The organism is Pseudomonas sp. RA_5y_Pfl1_P24 (assembly GCF_963970945.1).
Classification (GTDB): domain Bacteria; phylum Pseudomonadota; class Gammaproteobacteria; order Pseudomonadales; family Pseudomonadaceae; genus Aquipseudomonas; species Aquipseudomonas tritici.
Genome location: NZ_CAXAOJ010000005.1, coordinates 182,607 through 199,300 on the forward strand (window position 1 = coordinate 182,607; position 16,694 = coordinate 199,300).

Sequence of the window (16,694 nt, forward strand, 5' to 3'; positions counted from 1 at the left end):
GGGTAAGGGATCAGACTTTTACAGGACGTATCAACGCGCAAAGGCGTCGGGATATTTATCCAGGTAAGCATCGCTGAGTTGTGTGTCGGGGGAGCGCATGACTCTGCGCAAGTCGGGAATCAGGAACACCAGCGGCGACAGCCCCAGCACCATCGCACCCAGTGACGTGATGGTCAGTGCGACACCGAGGTGAGCGATCAGGCCGTTCACGGCAAAACTGCCCAGCGGGCTGGCGGCTGCGGAGAGGAAGGACACGGTGGCAAAGATCCGATTGCGATGCTGCTTGGGTGTCGCCAGCAACCTGACGGCAGAGGTAGGAATGTTTATCAGCATCAGGCCTACCCCGCCGCAGAAAAACGCCAGCGGTACCTCGAATATCGACGAGAGCGTGCCTGCCACCCACAGATTGCCTCCCAACAGTGCCGCTCCCAGCATCGCAAAACAGTCGACGGTAAAAGTCAGCAGGGTTCCAAAACCGAAAATCAGCGCGCTGGCGATGACGGGGCCAAGCAAGTTGGCAATGGACGACAGCATGCTTTTGGTGCGAACGGCGAGCGAGACCTGATCGGCGCCTGCGAACAACGGAATAATCGACGATTGCAGCGGGTCGAGCACGCCGGCGACGGCACTGCCGATCAGCATCAGGGCGCCGACGCTCCACGGGTTGAACAACTGCGTAGCGGACAGCACAACCATCAGCAGCGCGGTCAGCACGCTTGTCAGGGAGGCCAGCTTGAGGATCAGAATCTTGTTGTACTTGTCACCCAGCCATCCCAGCAGTGGCCGGGCGAGCACTTCCGCCGCGATTGAACAGGCGATCATGTTGGCGAAGGCGAGGGCGGAGCCGATTTCCTGCAAGGCCCACCACGCCACAGCAAGCTGGTTGCAGCGTCCACCGAGCACGACCAGCAAAAAGCTGAATTGTATTTTCAGCAGGCGCCGGTCAAGGGCGGGTAAGCCCCACATGGAGGGTTTGATGCCGGTTATTCGCCCGCTGGCGTCAACCGTGCTTCCAACTCCGCGACTTTAGCCTCCAGGCTCTCCAATCGCGCACGCGTGCGGGCAAGCACCACCATCTGGCTATCGAACTCTTCCCGGCTGACCAGATCAAGTTTGCTGAAGCCGCTTTGCAGCAATGCCTTGAATTGGCTTTCGATCTCATTGCGAGGCAGCGGGGTATCGCCGTTGAACAAGCGGGAGGCGTGGCCGCTCAGGGCGTCGAGGAGGTCTTTGGGCGCGAGCATGGGAAATATTCCGGAAAACTGTTGGCCGCCAGTGTATCACGCAGCGTCTATAGTCTTTTTCATGGCGGCGCACGCACGCTTTTCGCGCAGGGGGCTGGGCGCTGGCGCACTGTTTTTGTGCGCATTGCCGCCGCCATTAGGCCCAGCAGGTGGACATAAGTGGTCAAAGGACTGATTTCAGTCATTTTTACGGAGCTGGCAAGGTTTCTGCTTAGACGATCATGACCCATGCACTGATGCAGTCGCTGTGACGAATGCAGTGCGCCGACGGATCAGGGGTACAGGTTTCGTCACCAGTGGTTCGCTGGCGTCGCAAAGGCAAATGCCGAGGCGACGACGCGTTACAAAGCCAGGCACTGCGCTTAGACTTGAGACGGGTTTGTTTTCCTGGGGCAAGTCCACCAATTCGGGAGAGAGTTTTCATGAAGCTAGTCACTGCCATCATCAAGCCGTTCAAGTTGGACGATGTACGCGAGTCGTTGTCCGAGATCGGCGTGCAGGGCATTACCGTTACTGAGGTCAAAGGCTTCGGTCGGCAGAAGGGTCACACCGAGCTGTATCGCGGCGCGGAATACGTGGTCGATTTCCTGCCAAAGGTGAAGATTGATGTCGCCATTGACGACAAGGATCTTGACCGGGTTATCGAGGCGATAACCAAGGCTGCCAATACCGGCAAGATCGGTGACGGCAAGATCTTCGTGGTCAATCTGGAACAGGCTATTCGCATCCGTACCGGCGAAACCGATACCGACGCAATCTAAGCCGCCAAACCCCAACGCCCCAGGAGAAAACAATATGACTCTGCGTAAATTCGCAGGGCTCGGAGCCCTGTTGTCCATCGTAATGCCAAGCCTGGCCGTGGCGGCAGACGAAGTGGCGGCTCCAGTCCTCAATTCCGGTGACACCGCGTGGATGCTTACGTCCACCGCGCTGGTGCTGTTCATGACCATTCCAGGCCTGGCGCTGTTCTACGGCGGTATGGTGCGCTCCAAAAACATTCTTTCCGTGATGATGCAGTGCTTTGCCATCACCGGCCTGATCAGCATCCTGTGGGTCGTCTACGGCTACAGCATCGCGTTTGATACGACCGGGATGGAGCAGGGCGTCGTCAACTTCAACTCCTTCTTCGGCGGCATGGGCAAGGCGTTCCTGGCGGGCGTTACCCCGGCCAGCATCACCGGGCCTGCGGCACTGTTTCCGGAAGCCGTGTTCATCACCTTCCAGATGACGTTCGCCATCATCACCCCGGCGCTGATCGTCGGTGCCTTCGCCGAGCGCATGAAGTTCTCCGCGATGCTGATCTTCATGGCTATCTGGTTCACCCTGGTCTATGCGCCAATCGCGCACATGGTCTGGAGCGGTAACGGTGGGCTGTTGTGGGACTGGGGCGTGCTGGACTTCGCTGGCGGCACCGTGGTGCACATCAACGCCGGTGTGGCTGGTCTGGTGGCGTGCATCGTGCTCGGCAAGCGCAAAGGTTTCCCGACCACCCCAATGGCACCGCACAACCTGGGTTACACCCTGATCGGCGCGGCCATGCTGTGGGTGGGCTGGTTCGGCTTCAACGCCGGTTCCGCTGCTGCCGCCAACGGCACCGCCGGCATGGCGATGCTGGTTACCCAGATCGCTACCGCTGCTGCGGCGCTGGGCTGGATGTTCGCTGAGTGGATCACCCACGGTAAGCCAAGCGCACTGGGTATCGCCTCGGGCGTAGTGGCTGGCTTGGTTGCAGTTACCCCAGCTGCCGGCACTGTCGGCCCGATGGGTGCCCTGGTGATCGGTCTGGTCGCCGGTGTGATCTGCTTCTTCTGCGCCACCAGCCTCAAGCGCAAGCTGGGCTACGACGACTCCCTGGACGCGTTCGGCGTGCACGGTATCGGCGGTATCGTCGGCGCAATCCTCACCGGTGTGTTTGCAGCCCCGGCACTGGGCGGCTTCGGCACCGTGACTGACGTGGCTGCACAGGTCTGGATCCAGTGCAAAGGTGTAGGTTTCACCGTGATCTACACAGCTATCGTGACCTACATCATCCTCAAGGTGCTGGACATGGTCATGGGCTTGCGGGTGACCGAAGAGGAAGAGGCTGTCGGCCTCGACCTGGCGCAACACAACGAGCGCGGTTACAACTTGTAATTACGCGAAAAAAGATGCCCGGCTTGCCGGGCATTTTTTTGCCTGGAGTTTGTCAGTCATACCAAGCTGTACCGGTTTTTACGCAGCGTTTGTGATGGGATACACACGGCGCTTTTCAGCGTGCCAATGTCTTACAGGCATGTAGGCGTATTCGGCACTTTGTTTTTTCCCAGAGCGCGCTAGAATGCGCGCCGATGGGCGGAGAACTGTATGTGGCAACAGACCTTGATTACCCTGCGGCCCAAGCCCCGGGGCTTTCACCTGGTGACCGATGAGTTGCTGGCCGGCTTGCCTGAATTGAAGGCCTGTCGCGTGGGCTTGTTGCATTTGTGGCTGCAGCACACCTCGGCCTCGTTGACCATCAACGAGAATGCCGACCCGGCGGTTCGCCGTGACTTCGAACGTTTTTTCAACTCGCTGGTGCCGCAAGGGCGTGCAGGGTTCGAACACAACGACGAAGGTCCGGATGACCTGCCGGCGCATTTCAAGGCCAGTCTCCTGGGCTGCCAGCTGAGTTTGCCGGTGCAGGCCGGCCGCTTGGCGATAGGGACCTGGCAAGGTGTTTATCTGGGCGAGCACCGTGATCATGGCGGTGCTCGTAAAGTCCTCGCCACCTTGCACGGTGATGGGGCGTAAGCCACTGGTTATCCGGTGGATGTTGATTTTTTTCCGGCAGCCGTCGACAGAAGGTGAAGCTGGGCTATAACTAATCTGCTTTTCGCAAGTCATGAGGTAGAACATGAGCGACGATGATCTGGAAAACGACGAACTCGAAGTAGGTGACGACGAGACCGAGGAAGGTCTTGAAGCGGCAGTCGAAGACGTTGCTGACGAAGGTGATGACGGTGGCGATGACGCACCTGTCAAAGCAGCCAAGGGCAAAGCCAAGGCAGCTGTGTCGGTAGATGAATTGCCAAGCGTTGAAGCCAAGAACAAAGAGCGCGATGCCCTGGCCCGTGCGATGGAAGAATTCCTCGCTAAAGGCGGCAAAGTGGTCGAAGTCGAGGCTAACGTGGTGGCAGACCCGCCGAAGAAGCCTGATAACAAGTACGGCAGCCGGCCTATCTAGGGTCAATTGCATGCTTGCGTGAAAAGCCCGCCGTCGCTGCGGGTTTTTTCATGGATGGAATAAATTCGCGGCCTGCCGTAATACTCTGTGGGAGCGGGCAAGCCAGCTCCCACATTCGGCTCTGTGCTAGTTCCAGCTATCCAGCAATGCTGGCAACTCCGTCAGGCTACGAATCTGCGCATCCGGGCGTTTTTCCCCCTCCCACACCTTGCCTGTCGGATTGAACCACACCGCCCGAAGCCCCGCCTGCTGTGCGCCGGCAATGTCATCCCCTGGATGATCGCCAATATGCACCGCTGCGCTGGCGTCCACGCCACCGCGCTGCAACGCTTCCTGAAACAATCGCGCATCCGGCTTGGCGATACCTATGTCTTCGGCACGCAGCGCAAAATGGAAATAATCCGCCAAGCCCACCCGCTGCACATCGGCATTGCCGTTGGTGATCACCCCCAGCAGAAAGTGCTGGCGCAGCGCTTGCAGCATCGGCTCGGCTTCGGGGAATGGGGTGATCTGGTGCCGCGCATGGATGAAGGCTTCGAAACACACGTCCGCCATCTCCGTGGCCTCAGGCTGTGGATAACCGGCCTCTTCAAATGCATGCATCAACACCCGCTGGCGCAGGAGGCTGATACGGTGTTTCAGCTCAGGATAACGCTCCAGCACCTGTTGGCGCAGAGTGGCGAAATGCTCCAGAGGCAGGTCGCCGACCTTGGACGCGTGGGTGGCCAGCCATTCGCGCATCGACGCTTCGGCGCTGATGATGACCGGTACGTTGTCCCAGAGCGTGTCGTCCAGGTCGAAGGTGATCAGCTTGATACTCATGAGTCGCCGCCCTTGATGCGTTTGGCCCGTGGATGGGCGCTGTCGTACACCGTTGCCAAGTGTTGGAAATCCAGATGGGTGTAGATCTGCGTGGTCTTGATGTCAGAGTGGCCGAGCAGCTCTTGAACTGCGCGCAAGTCTTGAGACGATTCCAGCATATGGCTGGCAAAGGAGTGTCGCAGCATGTGTGGGTGCAGGTTTTGCCCCAATTCGCGCTCACCCGCCGCCTTGACCCGCACTTGAATCGCCCGTGGCCCCAGGCGGCGGCCTTGCTGGCTGACAAACACCGCGTCGTCCGCCGGGTTGGTCAACAGGCGCAGCGGTAGCCACAACTGCAAGGCTTCCCGCGCTTTGCGGCCTACGGGCAGCACTCGGGTCTTGCTGCCCTTGCCGAGCACTTGCACCAGGCCGTCGGCGAGGTCGAGTTGATCCAGGTTCAGGCCGGTCAGCTCCGAGAGGCGCAAGCCTGAGGAATAGAACAGCTCCAGGATCGCCTGGTCGCGATGGGCCAGGAAGTCATCCTCGACGGCACCATCGAGCAGTTGCAGGGCGCGGTCGGTGTCCAGGGTCTTGGGCAGGCGCCGTTCGCCCTTGGGGGGCGACAGGCCATTGGCCGGGTCGTGGTCGCACAGGCCTTCACGGTTCAGATAATGATAAAGCCCGCGGACGGCCGAGAGCAGGCGCGACAGGCTGCGCGAAGATTGGCCCGCCTGGTGCAGGCGCGCGACCAGGCTGCGCAGGCTCTGGATATCCAGGGCCTTCCAGCTGCTGATCTGTTGTTTTTCGCAGTACGCCAGGACCTTGTTCAAGTCCCGCCGGTAAGCTTCCAGGGTGTGAGGCGACACCTGGCGCTCGTTGCGCAGGTGAGCGCAGTAAGCGTCCAGTTGCCGTTCCATGGCTAGCGCACCGCGCGCAGGGCGGTGGTGAAACGCGGCAAGACGCGGCCCAATACTTCGGCGATGTAGGTCAAAAACAGCGTGCCTACTGAGCTCTTGTAGTGCTGAGGGTCGCGACTGGCGATCGCCAGCACGCCGTGCAAGCCTTGATGGCTGAGGGCGACCACAGCGGTGGAGCCGATCTGCTGGCGCTGTTCGGCGCCAAACAGGAAGTCCAGCTCATGCTCGCGCAAGGTGCCGCTGATGGTCTTGCCTTCGGAGAGCAGGCCGCCAATCGCCGTTTGTGCTTCGCTGCCGCTGACCCAACGACCTACCGGCATCGGGTTGTCGCTGAACAGGATCAGGCTGACAAAGGGCACCTGGAAGTCCTGGCGCAGGCTGTCTTCCACGGCGATCACCGTTTCTTCCAGGCTGGTGGCGTCCATCAGCGTAAGAATAAGGCGGCGAGTCTTGTCGAACAGGCGGTCGTTGTCGCGGGCGACGTCCATCAGGTGCGAAAGCTTGTGGCGCATTTCGATATTGCGCTCACGCAGGATCTTCATCTGCCGCTCCACCAGCGACACGGTGTCGCCGCGCTGGTGGGGGATGCGCAGGGCCGGCAGCAGTTCTTCGTGTTCGACGAAGAAGTCCGGATTAGCCTCAAGGTACGCCGCGACGGCAGCGGCCTCCAGGCTGTCGCTCGGGGTAGCGTGTGCGGGTACTTGAGGCTTATCGGTCATTGGCTTGGCTCACTCATAGACGGACCTGTCCTTCGTATACGCGCGAAGCCGGCCCGGTCATCATCACCGGGTGGCCAGGGCCTGCCCACTCGATGGACAAACGTCCACCGGGCAGGTCGATCAACAGCGGCGAATCCATCCACCCCTGGCTGATCGCGGCTACGGCAGCGGCGCAGGCGCCAGTGCCGCAGGCCTGGGTTTCGCCGGCGCCGCGTTCCCACACACGCAGTTGCGCGCGGGAACGGTCGATCACCTGTAGGAAGCCCACATTGACCCGTGCCGGAAAGCGCGGGTGGTGTTCGATCTTCGGCCCCAATTCATGCACGTGCGCAGTGTTGATGTCGTTGACCCGCAGGACGGCATGGGGGTTTCCCATGGACACGGCGGCCAGGTCGACGATCTTACCGTCGACCTCAACGGCATAGCTGGAGGCTTGCTCGGTGGCTTGGAACGGAATGTCCGCTGGCACCAGGCGTGGCGCGCCCATGTCGACGCTGATCTGGCCGTCGCTGCGGATGTCCAGCTCGATCACGCCGCTTTTTGTCTCAACGCGGATCTGCCGCTTGGCGGTCAGACGCTTGTCCAGCACAAAGCGCGCGAAGCAGCGCGCACCATTGCCGCACTGTTCCACTTCGGAACCGTCGGAGTTGAAGATCCGGTAACGGAAATCCACCTCCGGGTTGGTCGGTGCTTCCACCAGCAGCAATTGGTCGAAACCAACGCCAGTATGACGGTCGCCCCACTGTTTAGCGTGTTTGGGCAGGATGTGCGCGTGCTGGCTGACCAGGTCGAGGACCATGAAATCATTGCCCAGCCCGTGCATCTTGGTAAAACGCAGCAGCATGGCTTACTCCGGCAGCAGGCTTTCGCCAGCATACAACTCGGCTACCGTCTCGCGGCGACGCACTTCAATCGCTTGTTCACCGTCCACCAGCACCTCGGCGGAACGCCCGCGGGTGTTGTAGTTGGAACTCATGACAAACCCGTAGGCACCGGCCGAATGCACGGCCAGCAGATCGCCTTCCTCCAGCGCAAGCTGACGATCCTTGGCCAGGAAGTCGCCGGTTTCGCAGATCGGACCGACAATGTCATAGGCGCGGGCTTCGCTTGCGCGAGGCGTCACGGCGGTGACATTCATCCAGGCCTGGTACAGCGCCGGGCGGATCAAGTCGTTCATCGCCGCGTCGACGATGGCGAAGTCCTTGTACTCGGTGTGCTTGAGGTACTCGACCTGGGTCAGCAGCACGCCTGCGTTGGCGACGATATAACGGCCCGGCTCAAACATCAGGGTCAGGCCGCGACCTTCAGTGCGCTCGCGCACAGCCTGGATGTAATCGCCGATCAGCGGCGGCTCCTCGTCGCGATACTGCACGCCCACACCACCACCCAGGTCGATGTGTTGCAGGTAGATGCCGCACTCGCCGAGGCGGTCGGTCAGCGCCAGCAGGCGGTCGAGCGCATCGAGGAATGGAGGCAGGCTGGTCAGTTGCGAGCCGATATGGCAGTCGACGCCCAATACTTCCAGGTTCGGCAACTGCGCGGCGCGGATGTATACGTCTTCGGCGTCGGCAATGGCGATGCCGAACTTGTTCTCTTTGAGACCGGTGGAAATGTACGGGTGGGTACCGGCGTCAACGTCCGGGTTGACGCGCAGGGAGATCGGCGCGCGAACGCCCAGCTCGGCGGCCACGACTTGCAGGCGCTCCAGCTCGTCGGTGGACTCGACGTTGAAGCAATGCACGCCGACTTCAAGGGCGCGGCGCATGTCTTCGCGGCTTTTGCCTACGCCGGAGAAGACGATCTTGTCAGCCTTGCCACCGGCAGCCAGTACGCGTTCCAGCTCGCCACGGGACACGATGTCGAAACCAGCGCCCAGGCGCGCCAGGACATTCAGTACGCCCAGGTTGGAGTTGGCCTTGACCGCGTAGCACACCAAGTGCGGCACGCCATTCAGTGCGTCGGTGAAAGAGCGGTACTGGGCTTCGATATGAGCACGGGAGTACACATAGGTCGGGGTACCAAAGCGCTGGGCAATCGCGGACAACGCCACGCCTTCCGCGAACAGCTCGCCGTTCCGGTAGTTAAAAGCATCCATGAGGTTCCCTTAATAGGTATCGTGCTTATGCGCTTTGGCTGGTTTTTGCGACGATTGCGCCTGTTCATTCGGGTCTTTGCTGTCATCGGGCAGGTACAGCGGGCCTTTTTGACCACAGGCACTAACGAGGCAAGCGACCGCGACGAGCGCAGCAAGGGAAGAGATCAGGCGCTTCATGGCGAAATCCTTGAATAGGCATTAATTGCGCCCGAGTATACCGACCACCCGCCAGCTTGCCTATGCGCCGGAATACCCGTCTGGCGGGGGTTTGCCGAGATAGTCGAGAAGCGCACTACGCTGTTTGAGGATATTTCACGCCGTCAATCGTGTTGAAATCGGTATCCTTTGCAATCGGCGGGGCTCGCCCGTATCGTGCGGCGCTTGAGCAAAACCAGACACTTTTGAGGTTGCCACAATGAGTTTGACCGAAGCCCGTTTTCACGACCTGGTGGATTCGACCCAGGAGAAGTTGGAAGATATTTTCGACGACAGCGGCCTGGACGTGGACCTTGAAAGCTCGGCCGGCGTGCTGACCGTCAAGTTCGAGAATGGCACCCAGTTGATCTTCAGTCGCCAGGAACCACTGCGCCAGCTGTGGCTGGCTGCGCGTTCCGGTGGTTTTCACTTCGATTTCAACGAAGAAGACAATAACTGGCAGTGCGATAGCAGCGATGAACTGCTCAGCGAAATGCTCGCGCGCCTGGTCTTGGAACAAGCCGGTGCCGATCTGGATTTCGAAGAGATCTGATAGTGAGCCAGCCAGCCCCAGTACGCCCGCCGAAACCGCTGTTCAGCAATGTCAGCCCGGCGGTGCCGTCACCTTGTATCAGTTTGTGTCGCCTGGACGAGCAGAAAGTCTGCCTCGGTTGCTTCCGACACGTGGAAGATATCCGCGAATGGCGCTCTGCCGACGACGCGCGGCGCCGAGTGATCTGTGCCGAGGCTGAGCAGCGCCGGGCCCACGCCTGAGGCCGTCTTGTTTATTTGTGACGCTGTGGTAGTGTCCGGGTACGCCTCAACTCATCGAGGCCCGTGAGAACCCCGCCTTTTCCTGGCGGGGTTTTGCTTTTTTGTGCAGAAAAAAGGAGTCTGCCTGAATCATGACCACCGCACCGTCCATCATCCTCACCCGTCTTGACGTGCAGCGTCTTGAGCAACTGATCGACCGCTTGGGCGACGAGTTTCCCGGTGTCGAAGCGTTGCAACACGAACTCGACCGCGCCGAAGACGTGGTTGGCCACGATGAAGTGCCTGCCAGTGTCGTGACCATGAACGCCAGCGTGCATTGCCGCGAGCAAGGCAGCGGCAAGGACTATCACCTGACCTTGGTTTATCCCAAGGACGCCAACGCCGACGAAGGCAAGATTTCGATCCTGGCGCCGGTGGGAAGTGCGTTGCTTGGCCTGCAAGTGGGCCAGCATATCGACTGGCCGGCACCCGGCGGCAAGACCCTCAAGCTGGAATTGCTCAGCGTGGAAGGCCAGCCCAAAGACGGCGGCCCTTTCTCTCTTTAAAACAGAGTCGCTCTAGATCTGGCTCAGCGCCTCATTGAGCGACAGCTCCAGTTCGGCCTTGTAACGCAAGTAAAGGTTGCTCGGGCTTTGTACATCACCTAGCAGGCCGGACAGGTCCAGATCGGTGATGTAACAGCGGTAACGCTCGGTTTCCTGGCGTTGCCCGACGATTTGCTGGGCGACCACTGCAAACAGCTGGTCGCCAAACTCCAGTTCGGAAAATTCCCGCTGATTGCAATACAGGGTAATGCCCACCTGGCCCGGCGCGGCCTTGCCGATAATGGCCTGCACGTCATAAAACGGTTTATTTGCCAGATTCACCGGTGCTGGTCGAGGCTCGATGCTCCGTGCGCGCCCGCTGCCGGAGGGCAATAGCTGGTAATACATGATTTGCACGGCCCCCAGCGGATCTTGCTGGTCCAATGGCGACAACGCATTCCGTCGATAAATGATCGAGTGCAAAAAGCGCTGCAACGGCGCCAGCAAGCTCTGCTCGTCATGAAACGGCAGACGTTGTTGCCAGAGTGCGTTGAACTCATCCAGCACATACAATTCGGCAGAGCCTTCGCTGACCCGATAGAACACCTGCACGCAATCGGGCATGCCCATTGGCAGCAGCAGCGCCAGGTCGTGCTCCTCCAAGGCCATGGCATCCAGGTGCAGCGGGCTGTAGCTGGCCAGTTCTTCGCTGAGGTAGGTGATCAGCGCATCCTGGGTCTCCAGGGAAACGTGGGTGGCTTGGCCTGGCATCAACTCCATCACGTGATAGTGCTGCTGCACTTGCAGCAGGTAGCGATGATTGGACTGACCCAGCAGCAGGTGCTGCGCCGTGTCGAAGATTTCTTCCACGCGCTGGGCAATGAACTGCGCACGGTTGTGACAGAAGCAGCGCACTCTCAGCCGTGGCAGGTGGTCCGGCGGCAACTGGTTAAGGTAGTCGCGCAGGCAGTCGAGCAGGGCGTGGGGGCCGTCGTAGCGGCTGACCATCACTTCGTTCCAGCTATTGAGCGTGACCTGGTCCAGCGTCAGCACCAGGTTGTCGCGCACGCCAGCATAACTCAGGGAATCGGTGCGCTCGGTGGTCATCAGGATATTCAGGTCGCGGTGGTGCTTGAGCGGGTCAACGCCGACGTTGATCAGCAGTAACACTTCCTCGGGCACCGCCGAACGCAGCAGGCGTTCTTCATCAACGCTGGTCAAGGGCAGGGCGACGGTCTGTTGCAAGCTGCCCAGCAGGTTGAACAACTCGAACTCAGTCATGTCGCTGGTGCCGGGGTGCAAGGCCAGACGGGTGCTGCTGTCGATCACGCCGTTGCGGTGGCACCAGGTGAGCATCTCCAACAGGTCACGGCTGCGCTTGATCGGCGCGAAGTGTTCCCATTCCAGTGCAGTGAGGTTGCCGTTGTACAAACCCCAGTGGTGCTGGCCGGGCTCCTTGCGGTTGGGCGATTGCACCAGGGTCAAGGTGTCTTCGGCCAAGTCCGGGGCAATGCCGGGGTTTATGAACTCGACTTTGCCGGCCTTGCGTTCAAAGGCGGCGTACAGGCGCCTGCCCAGCACATTGAGGTCACGCTTGTTGATCAGGCTGACGGTCTGCTCGGTGCGGGCGAACTGGGTCAGGAAGCGGTAGCTGTAATTCAGCTCGTTGACCAAGGCGCGACGCTCGGAGGCGACCTGGCGCACTTTCCACTGGCTGCGGCTGTCCAGCAGTGCCAGTTGGCGCTGGTCCCAGTCCCACTCATGCGCCAGGCGTTCGAGCAACAAGCGCTGCCAACTGGTGTTGCGCTGGCCGGCGGTGAGCTTGCAGTTGACCTTCAGGTACAGCGCACGCCGCACCAGTTCCAGACGCTCGGGCTCGTTTCGGGCCTTGAGGTATTCCTCGATGCGGCGGTACACCACGATGTAGGGGTCCAACTCATCCAGGTCCATCTGGTTGGCGAACACCGCCCGCTTGAAGCGCAGGCTCAGGCACTGCACGTTAGGGTGTTCGCTGGCGTAGACCTCGATCAGCAGTAGTTTGAGCACCGATTTGTAGGGAGACTCGATGCCTTTGAACAACTGCCACAGCCCGGCACCGATGAATTCGCCTGGGGGAATCCGTGCCAGATGGCCAAGATCGAGGGTTTCATCGGCGCGGATAAAGCGCTTGGAAATCAGCGTGTGGGTGAACTCGGCGTAGCGGGGTTCTTCATACACCGGCACCAGCCACCAGATTGACGTACGCCCGGCCAGCCAGATGGCGGTGCGATAGAACTCGTCCAGCAGTAGGTAATGCTGGGTGGTGCCGCAGTCTTCCGAGCTGAGCTGGGTGTCGCGCTCGCCGAGCACAAAGCGTGTCGGCTCGATCAGGAAAAAGTGGGCCTCGGCGCCCATGGTCAGCGCCCAGGCTTCCAACAGTTGGCATTTCTTGCGCAGTTCAGCCAGTTCATTTTCGCTGAGGTTCGCCGCGTGGCAGACCCACACGTCCATATCGCTCTGGTCGGCCTGGGCCAGGGTGCCGAGGCTGCCCATCAGAAACAGTCCGTGAATCGGACGTGGCGGGTTGCCGTGGCGTGGTTTGTAGGAGAACGAACGGGTGAGGCGCTGGGCTTCTGTCAGGGCTTGGGCGTCGGGCTCAAAGTTGGATAATCCGGCCGGGGTACTGCCCGACACATAGCCCGGCAGCAGCGGATGGTTGACGTGGAAAAACAGCGGCAACAGGGTCAACACGCTTTGCTGGCGTGGCGTCAGCCCCTCGATGGCCCGCGCCATGCGGCCTTCGTTGAGGGTCATGAACCGCGCGCGCAGTTGGGCCAGCACCTTGCGGTCGATGCCTTCGTCCAGGTCGGGGCGGATTTCATGGGTGCGGGTCATGTCGGAGTCGGTGGCTCGCAGAGCCCGACGCGGGCGGCCATGTAGGAGTTTACAGCCAGCAGCGTAGGAGGTTTAGCGAGAAATGATTTTTGACGTCAGAATTTTCGCACTTGCGCAGCAACACCCGCGGAATCCGCAAGTGGCGGACTCCATGGGCGTAGCGGGTATCAGGCGGCTTCTTTGGCGTTGACGGTGGTCAGGATGGTCAGCAGGGTTTTAGCTTGTTCTGCGGCATCCCGGCCAAGTGGGGTCAGGTAGCCCCCGTCTTTCTGATCGATCAGTCCTTTCTCGAACAGGCGCTTGGCAGCGGCGATGGCAGTAGGGGCAGCGGTCTGATGGACTTTCAGACCTTCCTGGGTGCTATCCAGGCTGAAGAGTACAAGGATTTCCAGTTCGGCAACCAACTCAGGGGTAAACGACATAAGGACTCCAGACTTTCTAAGAATTTATTAGAGGCTAGCAGGCCATAAGGTGAACGCACTTTGCCGAACTGTCCAGTAAGTTGCTGCGTGTTGGATTTATCGTTTTTCGGGCGGCAATTCCGGCAGTGCACGCAGTGCAGTTTCATACCACTCGGTATTGAAAGCACGGTCCTCTTCCAGTAGTGCATCAATCTCGACAGCGAGCACGTGGGCCATCAGTTGCAGGATCTCTTCACGCTCATAACCCACCAGGGTCAGCTTGTTGAACGTTGCCTTGGCGGCGGGTGGGTTTTCGCTCTCGATCTGGTTTTCGATCGCTTCGATCAGGGTGGTTTCAGTGAATTCTTCTTCGTCGTTGTCGATATCGTTCGGCTCGCTCATGGCAGGCTCCTCTAGGAAAGAGCGCCAGTCTACCCCCATTCAAGCCGGTGATGCTGCTGGCAAGGCCCGGCAAGGGGAGCTATAACGCTTGCAGCCAACCCCATTCCCGGCACGGAGGCAACCGCAATGCTCAAGCTCTACGGATTCTCGGTCAGCAACTACTACAACATGGTCAAACTGGCGCTGCTGGAGAAAGGGCTGCCGTTCGAAGAGGTGCCTTTTTATGCCGGGCAAACGCCCGAAGCCCTGGCAGCCAGCCCGCGTGGCAAAGTGCCGGTGTTGGGCGTTAAACAGGGCTTTATCAACGAGACCAGTGTGATCCTCGAATACATCGAGCACACCCAGGAAGGGCCCGCACTGCTGCCGGCCGAGCCGTTCCAGCGTGCACAGGTGCTGGCGCTATGCCGGGAAATTGAGTTGTATATCGAGCTGCCCGCGCGGGCGTGTTTTGCCGAAGCGTTTTTTGGTATGCCGGTGCCGGAGGCGATCAAGGAGAAGTCCAAGGCCGAATTGCTATTGGGCTTGAGTGCGCTGGGCAGGCACGGCAAGTTCGCGCCGTTTGTGGCGGGGGAGAATTTCACGATTGCGGATTTGTATTTCATGTACAGCGTGAACCTCGCCTGTGCGGTGGGCGAGAAGCTGTTTGGAATGGATTTGCTGGCAGAGATGCCGGCGGCCAAGGCGTTGCTGGAAAGGTTGCATGCCATGCCCAACGCTCAGAAAGTGGCGGCGGACAGGGAGGCGGCTATGCCGGCGTTTATGGCGATGATTGCTGCCAAGAAATAGACCTTTGGCGTCTGGCAGGACGCTATCGCGGGCAAGCCCGGCTCCCACCTTGGAATGCGATTTCCTGTGGGAGCTGGCTTGCCTTCGATGCTTTAACGGCTGGCGAGCAGGGCCTGGCCGCGCACGACGGCTGCCTTCACCTGCGCTGGTGCAGTACCGCCGATGTGATTACGGGCATTCACCGAGCCTTCCAGGGTCAGCACGGCAAACACATCCTGCTCGATCTGGTCGCTGAACTTGCGCAGTTCTTCCAGGCTCATTTCCGCCAAGTCCTTGCCGGTGTCTACGCCATATTTCACCGCGTGGCCGACGATTTCGTGGCAGTCGCGGAACGGCAGGCCACGGCGCACCAGGTAGTCCGCCAGGTCGGTCGCGGTGGAGAATCCACGCAGTGCCGCTTCACGCATGATCGCGTGCTTGGGCTTGATCGCCGGGATCATGTCGGCAAACGCGCGCAGCGAGTCACGCAGGGTGTCGGCGGCGTCGAACAGCGGTTCTTTGTCTTCCTGGTTGTCCTTGTTGTAGGCCAGGGGTTGGCCTTTCATCAGGGTCAGCAGGCCCATCAGCGCGCCGAATACACGGCCGCTTTTGCCACGTACCAGTTCTGGTACGTCGGGGTTTTTCTTTTGCGGCATGATCGAGCTGCCGGTGCAGAAGCGGTCCGGCAGGTCGATGAACTGGAACTGCGCGCTGGTCCACAGCACCAGCTCTTCCGAGAAGCGCGACAGGTGCATCATCGCGATACTGGCCGCGGCGCAGAATTCAATGGCGAAGTCACGATCCGACACACCATCCAACGAGTTGCCACCGACGGCATCGAAGCCCAGCAGCTGCGCGGTGTACTCGCGGTCGATCGGGTAGGTGGTGCCAGCCAGCGCTGCGCTGCCCAAGGGCATGCGGTTGGCGCGCTTGCGGCAATCCACCAGGCGTTCGTAGTCGCGGCTGAGCATTTCGAACCAGGCCAGCAGGTGGTGGCCAAAGGTCACGGGCTGGGCGGTCTGCAGGTGAGTGAAGCCCGGCATGATGGTGTCTGATTCACGCTCGGCCTGTTCAAGCAAACCTTTCTGCAGGCGGGTGATTTCGGACAGGATCAGGTCGATTTCATCACGCAGCCACAGGCGGATGTCGGTGGCCACCTGGTCGTTACGGCTGCGGCCGGTGTGCAGCTTCTTACCGGTCACACCGATGCGGTCGGTGAGGCGCGCCTCGATATTCATGTGCACGTCTTCCAAGTCGACGCGCCAGTCGAACGTGCCAGCTTCGATCTCACCACGAATGGTGGTTAGGCCGTCGATGATGCTGTCGCGCTCGGCGTCGGTCAGTACGCCGACCTTGGCCAGCATCGTCGCGTGGGCGATGGAGCCCATGATGTCGTGGCGGTACAGGCGCTGGTCGAAGGTGACGGAGGCGGTGAAGCGGGCGACGAAGGCGTCGACGGGTTCACTGAAGCGGCCGCCCCAGGACTGGTTGGTCTTGTCGGTGCTCATGGATTCGCTCGTGATCTGCTTAATAAAGAGGCATGAAGTTGTGCCGGCGATGATAACAGGGTTGCCCGTGGAGGCGGGGCTGCGGGTCGTCGGCATTTTTATTTACTCCAAGGATGGCTAAGTGCCTTGCCGCCGACCGCGTCCAGGACGAGACTGGGTACAGGGGCTTATTGAAACGATATTTGTCGATTCAGCAATGTCGTCTCAGCGAGCGTCTACAGTTGGACTGATAGTGTGTGAATGCACCAAAGTCGGGTGATGCGGTCATAGCCC

The 16,694-nt window shown here is 60.2% G+C and carries 20 protein-coding genes; 8 read left to right on the forward strand and 12 right to left on the reverse strand.

Features of this window, described 5'->3' with window-relative positions:
- Window positions 1-30 precede the first annotated feature (30 nt).
- Entirely contained in the window at window positions 31-966 is a 936-nt protein-coding gene (locus AACY30_RS09815; RefSeq protein WP_339471039.1) for an MFS transporter, read from the reverse strand.
- A 17-nt stretch (window positions 967-983) separates the two neighbouring features.
- A complete protein-coding gene (locus AACY30_RS09820) occupies window positions 984-1,244 on the reverse strand; it encodes an accessory factor UbiK family protein (RefSeq protein ID WP_339415117.1) in 261 nt (86 codons plus the stop codon).
- Window positions 1,245-1,666: 422 nt separating this feature from the next.
- Between AACY30_RS09820 and glnK the strand changes: the two genes are divergently transcribed.
- From glnK to sutA, 4 genes are all read left to right on the forward strand, one after another.
- Complete coding sequence (gene glnK / locus AACY30_RS09825; protein WP_002555808.1) at window positions 1,667-2,005, forward strand: P-II family nitrogen regulator; 339 nt, start codon at window positions 1,667-1,669, stop codon at window positions 2,003-2,005.
- Window positions 2,006-2,039: 34 nt separating this feature from the next.
- Window positions 2,040-3,377, forward strand: a complete 1,338-nt coding sequence (locus AACY30_RS09830) for an ammonium transporter (protein ID WP_339540226.1) — start codon at window positions 2,040-2,042, stop codon at window positions 3,375-3,377.
- A 210-nt stretch (window positions 3,378-3,587) separates the two neighbouring features.
- Window positions 3,588-4,013: a secondary thiamine-phosphate synthase enzyme YjbQ gene (locus AACY30_RS09835; protein WP_339428305.1), complete on the forward strand. Its 426-nt coding sequence runs from the start codon at window positions 3,588-3,590 to the stop codon at window positions 4,011-4,013.
- 103 nt (window positions 4,014-4,116) lie between these two features.
- Window positions 4,117-4,446, forward strand: a complete 330-nt coding sequence (gene sutA, locus AACY30_RS09840) for a transcriptional regulator SutA (RefSeq protein WP_339415119.1) — start codon at window positions 4,117-4,119, stop codon at window positions 4,444-4,446.
- 126 nt (window positions 4,447-4,572) lie between these two features.
- On the opposite strand, the gene AACY30_RS09845 is transcribed toward sutA, so the two are convergent.
- Genes AACY30_RS09845 through lptM form a run of 6 tightly spaced genes read right to left on the reverse strand, consistent with a single transcriptional unit; the run spans window position 4,573 to window position 9,155 of the window.
- Entirely contained in the window at window positions 4,573-5,268 is a 696-nt protein-coding gene (locus AACY30_RS09845) for an HAD family hydrolase (RefSeq protein ID WP_339471038.1), read from the reverse strand.
- A complete protein-coding gene (gene xerC, locus AACY30_RS09850) occupies window positions 5,265-6,164 on the reverse strand; it encodes a tyrosine recombinase XerC (protein WP_049710959.1) in 900 nt (299 codons plus the stop codon). Before xerC ends, AACY30_RS09845 begins: the two co-directional genes overlap by 4 nt.
- 2 nt (window positions 6,165-6,166) lie before the next feature.
- Entirely contained in the window at window positions 6,167-6,883 is a 717-nt protein-coding gene (locus AACY30_RS09855; protein WP_049710960.1) for a DUF484 family protein, read from the reverse strand.
- Between the two features lie 13 nt (window positions 6,884-6,896).
- Window positions 6,897-7,727 (reverse strand): diaminopimelate epimerase, encoded by an 831-nt coding sequence (dapF, locus tag AACY30_RS09860; protein ID WP_339471036.1) that lies wholly within the window; start codon window positions 7,725-7,727, stop codon window positions 6,897-6,899.
- 3 nt (window positions 7,728-7,730) lie between these two features.
- Window positions 7,731-8,978 carry a diaminopimelate decarboxylase gene (gene lysA / locus AACY30_RS09865; protein ID WP_339540227.1) on the reverse strand — a complete coding sequence of 416 codons (1,248 nt, stop codon included), beginning with the start codon at window positions 8,976-8,978 and terminating at the stop codon, window positions 7,731-7,733.
- Window positions 8,979-8,987: 9 nt separating this feature from the next.
- Window positions 8,988-9,155: an LPS translocon maturation chaperone LptM gene (lptM, locus tag AACY30_RS09870; RefSeq protein WP_017845169.1), complete on the reverse strand. Its 168-nt coding sequence runs from the start codon at window positions 9,153-9,155 to the stop codon at window positions 8,988-8,990.
- 238 nt (window positions 9,156-9,393) lie between these two features.
- Here lptM and cyaY point away from each other — a divergent pair, with 238 nt between their 5' ends.
- From cyaY to rnk, 3 genes are all read left to right on the forward strand, one after another.
- Window positions 9,394-9,726 carry an iron donor protein CyaY gene (gene cyaY, locus AACY30_RS09875; RefSeq protein ID WP_339540228.1) on the forward strand — a complete coding sequence of 111 codons (333 nt, stop codon included), beginning with the start codon at window positions 9,394-9,396 and terminating at the stop codon, window positions 9,724-9,726.
- A gap of 2 nt (window positions 9,727-9,728) precedes the next feature.
- Window positions 9,729-9,947, forward strand: coding sequence for a DUF1289 domain-containing protein (locus AACY30_RS09880; protein WP_082224400.1), 219 nt, complete (start codon window positions 9,729-9,731; stop codon window positions 9,945-9,947).
- Window positions 9,948-10,078: 131 nt separating this feature from the next.
- Window positions 10,079-10,492: a nucleoside diphosphate kinase regulator gene (rnk, locus tag AACY30_RS09885; protein ID WP_314564452.1), complete on the forward strand. Its 414-nt coding sequence runs from the start codon at window positions 10,079-10,081 to the stop codon at window positions 10,490-10,492.
- Between the two features lie 12 nt (window positions 10,493-10,504).
- Here the strand turns inward: rnk and AACY30_RS09890 are convergent, their stop codons facing one another.
- From AACY30_RS09890 to AACY30_RS09900, 3 genes are all read right to left on the reverse strand, one after another.
- Complete coding sequence (locus AACY30_RS09890) at window positions 10,505-13,345, reverse strand: class I adenylate cyclase (protein WP_339540229.1); 2,841 nt, start codon at window positions 13,343-13,345, stop codon at window positions 10,505-10,507.
- A 167-nt stretch (window positions 13,346-13,512) separates the two neighbouring features.
- A complete protein-coding gene (locus AACY30_RS09895; protein ID WP_339415125.1) occupies window positions 13,513-13,767 on the reverse strand; it encodes a TIGR02647 family protein in 255 nt (84 codons plus the stop codon).
- A gap of 96 nt (window positions 13,768-13,863) precedes the next feature.
- Entirely contained in the window at window positions 13,864-14,148 is a 285-nt protein-coding gene (locus AACY30_RS09900; RefSeq protein WP_339540230.1) for a hypothetical protein, read from the reverse strand.
- A 126-nt stretch (window positions 14,149-14,274) separates the two neighbouring features.
- On the opposite strand from AACY30_RS09900, the gene AACY30_RS09905 reads away from it, so the two are divergent.
- Complete coding sequence (locus AACY30_RS09905; protein WP_339471030.1) at window positions 14,275-14,934, forward strand: glutathione S-transferase family protein; 660 nt, start codon at window positions 14,275-14,277, stop codon at window positions 14,932-14,934.
- A 92-nt stretch (window positions 14,935-15,026) separates the two neighbouring features.
- Here AACY30_RS09905 and argH read toward each other — a convergent pair whose 3' ends face one another.
- Complete coding sequence (gene argH / locus AACY30_RS09910) at window positions 15,027-16,421, reverse strand: argininosuccinate lyase (RefSeq protein ID WP_339415127.1); 1,395 nt, start codon at window positions 16,419-16,421, stop codon at window positions 15,027-15,029.
- Between the last annotated feature and the right edge of the window lie 273 nt (window positions 16,422-16,694).

Excerpts from the sequence above, each read along its gene's own strand:
- AACY30_RS09895 (WP_339415125.1), bottom strand. The coding sequence starts at position 13,767 with ATGTCGTTTACCCCTGAGTTGGTTGCCGAACTGGAAATCCTTGTACTC.
- AACY30_RS09845 (WP_339471038.1), bottom strand. The coding sequence starts at position 5,268 with ATGAGTATCAAGCTGATCACCTTCGACCTGGACGACACGCTCTGGGAC.
- lysA (WP_339540227.1), bottom strand. The coding sequence starts at position 8,978 with ATGGATGCTTTTAACTACCGGAACGGCGAGCTGTTCGCGGAAGGCGTG.
- AACY30_RS09830 (WP_339540226.1), top strand. The coding sequence starts at position 2,040 with ATGACTCTGCGTAAATTCGCAGGGCTCGGAGCCCTGTTGTCCATCGTA.
- rnk (WP_314564452.1), top strand. The coding sequence starts at position 10,079 with ATGACCACCGCACCGTCCATCATCCTCACCCGTCTTGACGTGCAGCGT.
- AACY30_RS09820 (WP_339415117.1), bottom strand. The coding sequence starts at position 1,244 with ATGCTCGCGCCCAAAGACCTCCTCGACGCCCTGAGCGGCCACGCCTCC.
- dapF (WP_339471036.1), bottom strand. The coding sequence starts at position 7,727 with ATGCTGCTGCGTTTTACCAAGATGCACGGGCTGGGCAATGATTTCATG.
- AACY30_RS09890 (WP_339540229.1), bottom strand. The coding sequence starts at position 13,345 with ATGACCCGCACCCATGAAATCCGCCCCGACCTGGACGAAGGCATCGAC.
- sutA (WP_339415119.1), top strand. The coding sequence starts at position 4,117 with ATGAGCGACGATGATCTGGAAAACGACGAACTCGAAGTAGGTGACGAC.
- AACY30_RS09900 (WP_339540230.1), bottom strand. The coding sequence starts at position 14,148 with ATGAGCGAGCCGAACGATATCGACAACGACGAAGAAGAATTCACTGAA.
- AACY30_RS09835 (WP_339428305.1), top strand. The coding sequence starts at position 3,588 with ATGTGGCAACAGACCTTGATTACCCTGCGGCCCAAGCCCCGGGGCTTT.
- AACY30_RS09815 (WP_339471039.1), bottom strand. The coding sequence starts at position 966 with ATGTGGGGCTTACCCGCCCTTGACCGGCGCCTGCTGAAAATACAATTC.
- glnK (WP_002555808.1), top strand. The coding sequence starts at position 1,667 with ATGAAGCTAGTCACTGCCATCATCAAGCCGTTCAAGTTGGACGATGTA.
- cyaY (WP_339540228.1), top strand. The coding sequence starts at position 9,394 with ATGAGTTTGACCGAAGCCCGTTTTCACGACCTGGTGGATTCGACCCAG.
- lptM (WP_017845169.1), bottom strand. The coding sequence starts at position 9,155 with ATGAAGCGCCTGATCTCTTCCCTTGCTGCGCTCGTCGCGGTCGCTTGC.
- AACY30_RS09855 (WP_049710960.1), bottom strand. The coding sequence starts at position 6,883 with ATGACCGATAAGCCTCAAGTACCCGCACACGCTACCCCGAGCGACAGC.
- argH (WP_339415127.1), bottom strand. The coding sequence starts at position 16,421 with ATGAGCACCGACAAGACCAACCAGTCCTGGGGCGGCCGCTTCAGTGAA.
- xerC (WP_049710959.1), bottom strand. The coding sequence starts at position 6,164 with ATGGAACGGCAACTGGACGCTTACTGCGCTCACCTGCGCAACGAGCGC.
- AACY30_RS09905 (WP_339471030.1), top strand. The coding sequence starts at position 14,275 with ATGCTCAAGCTCTACGGATTCTCGGTCAGCAACTACTACAACATGGTC.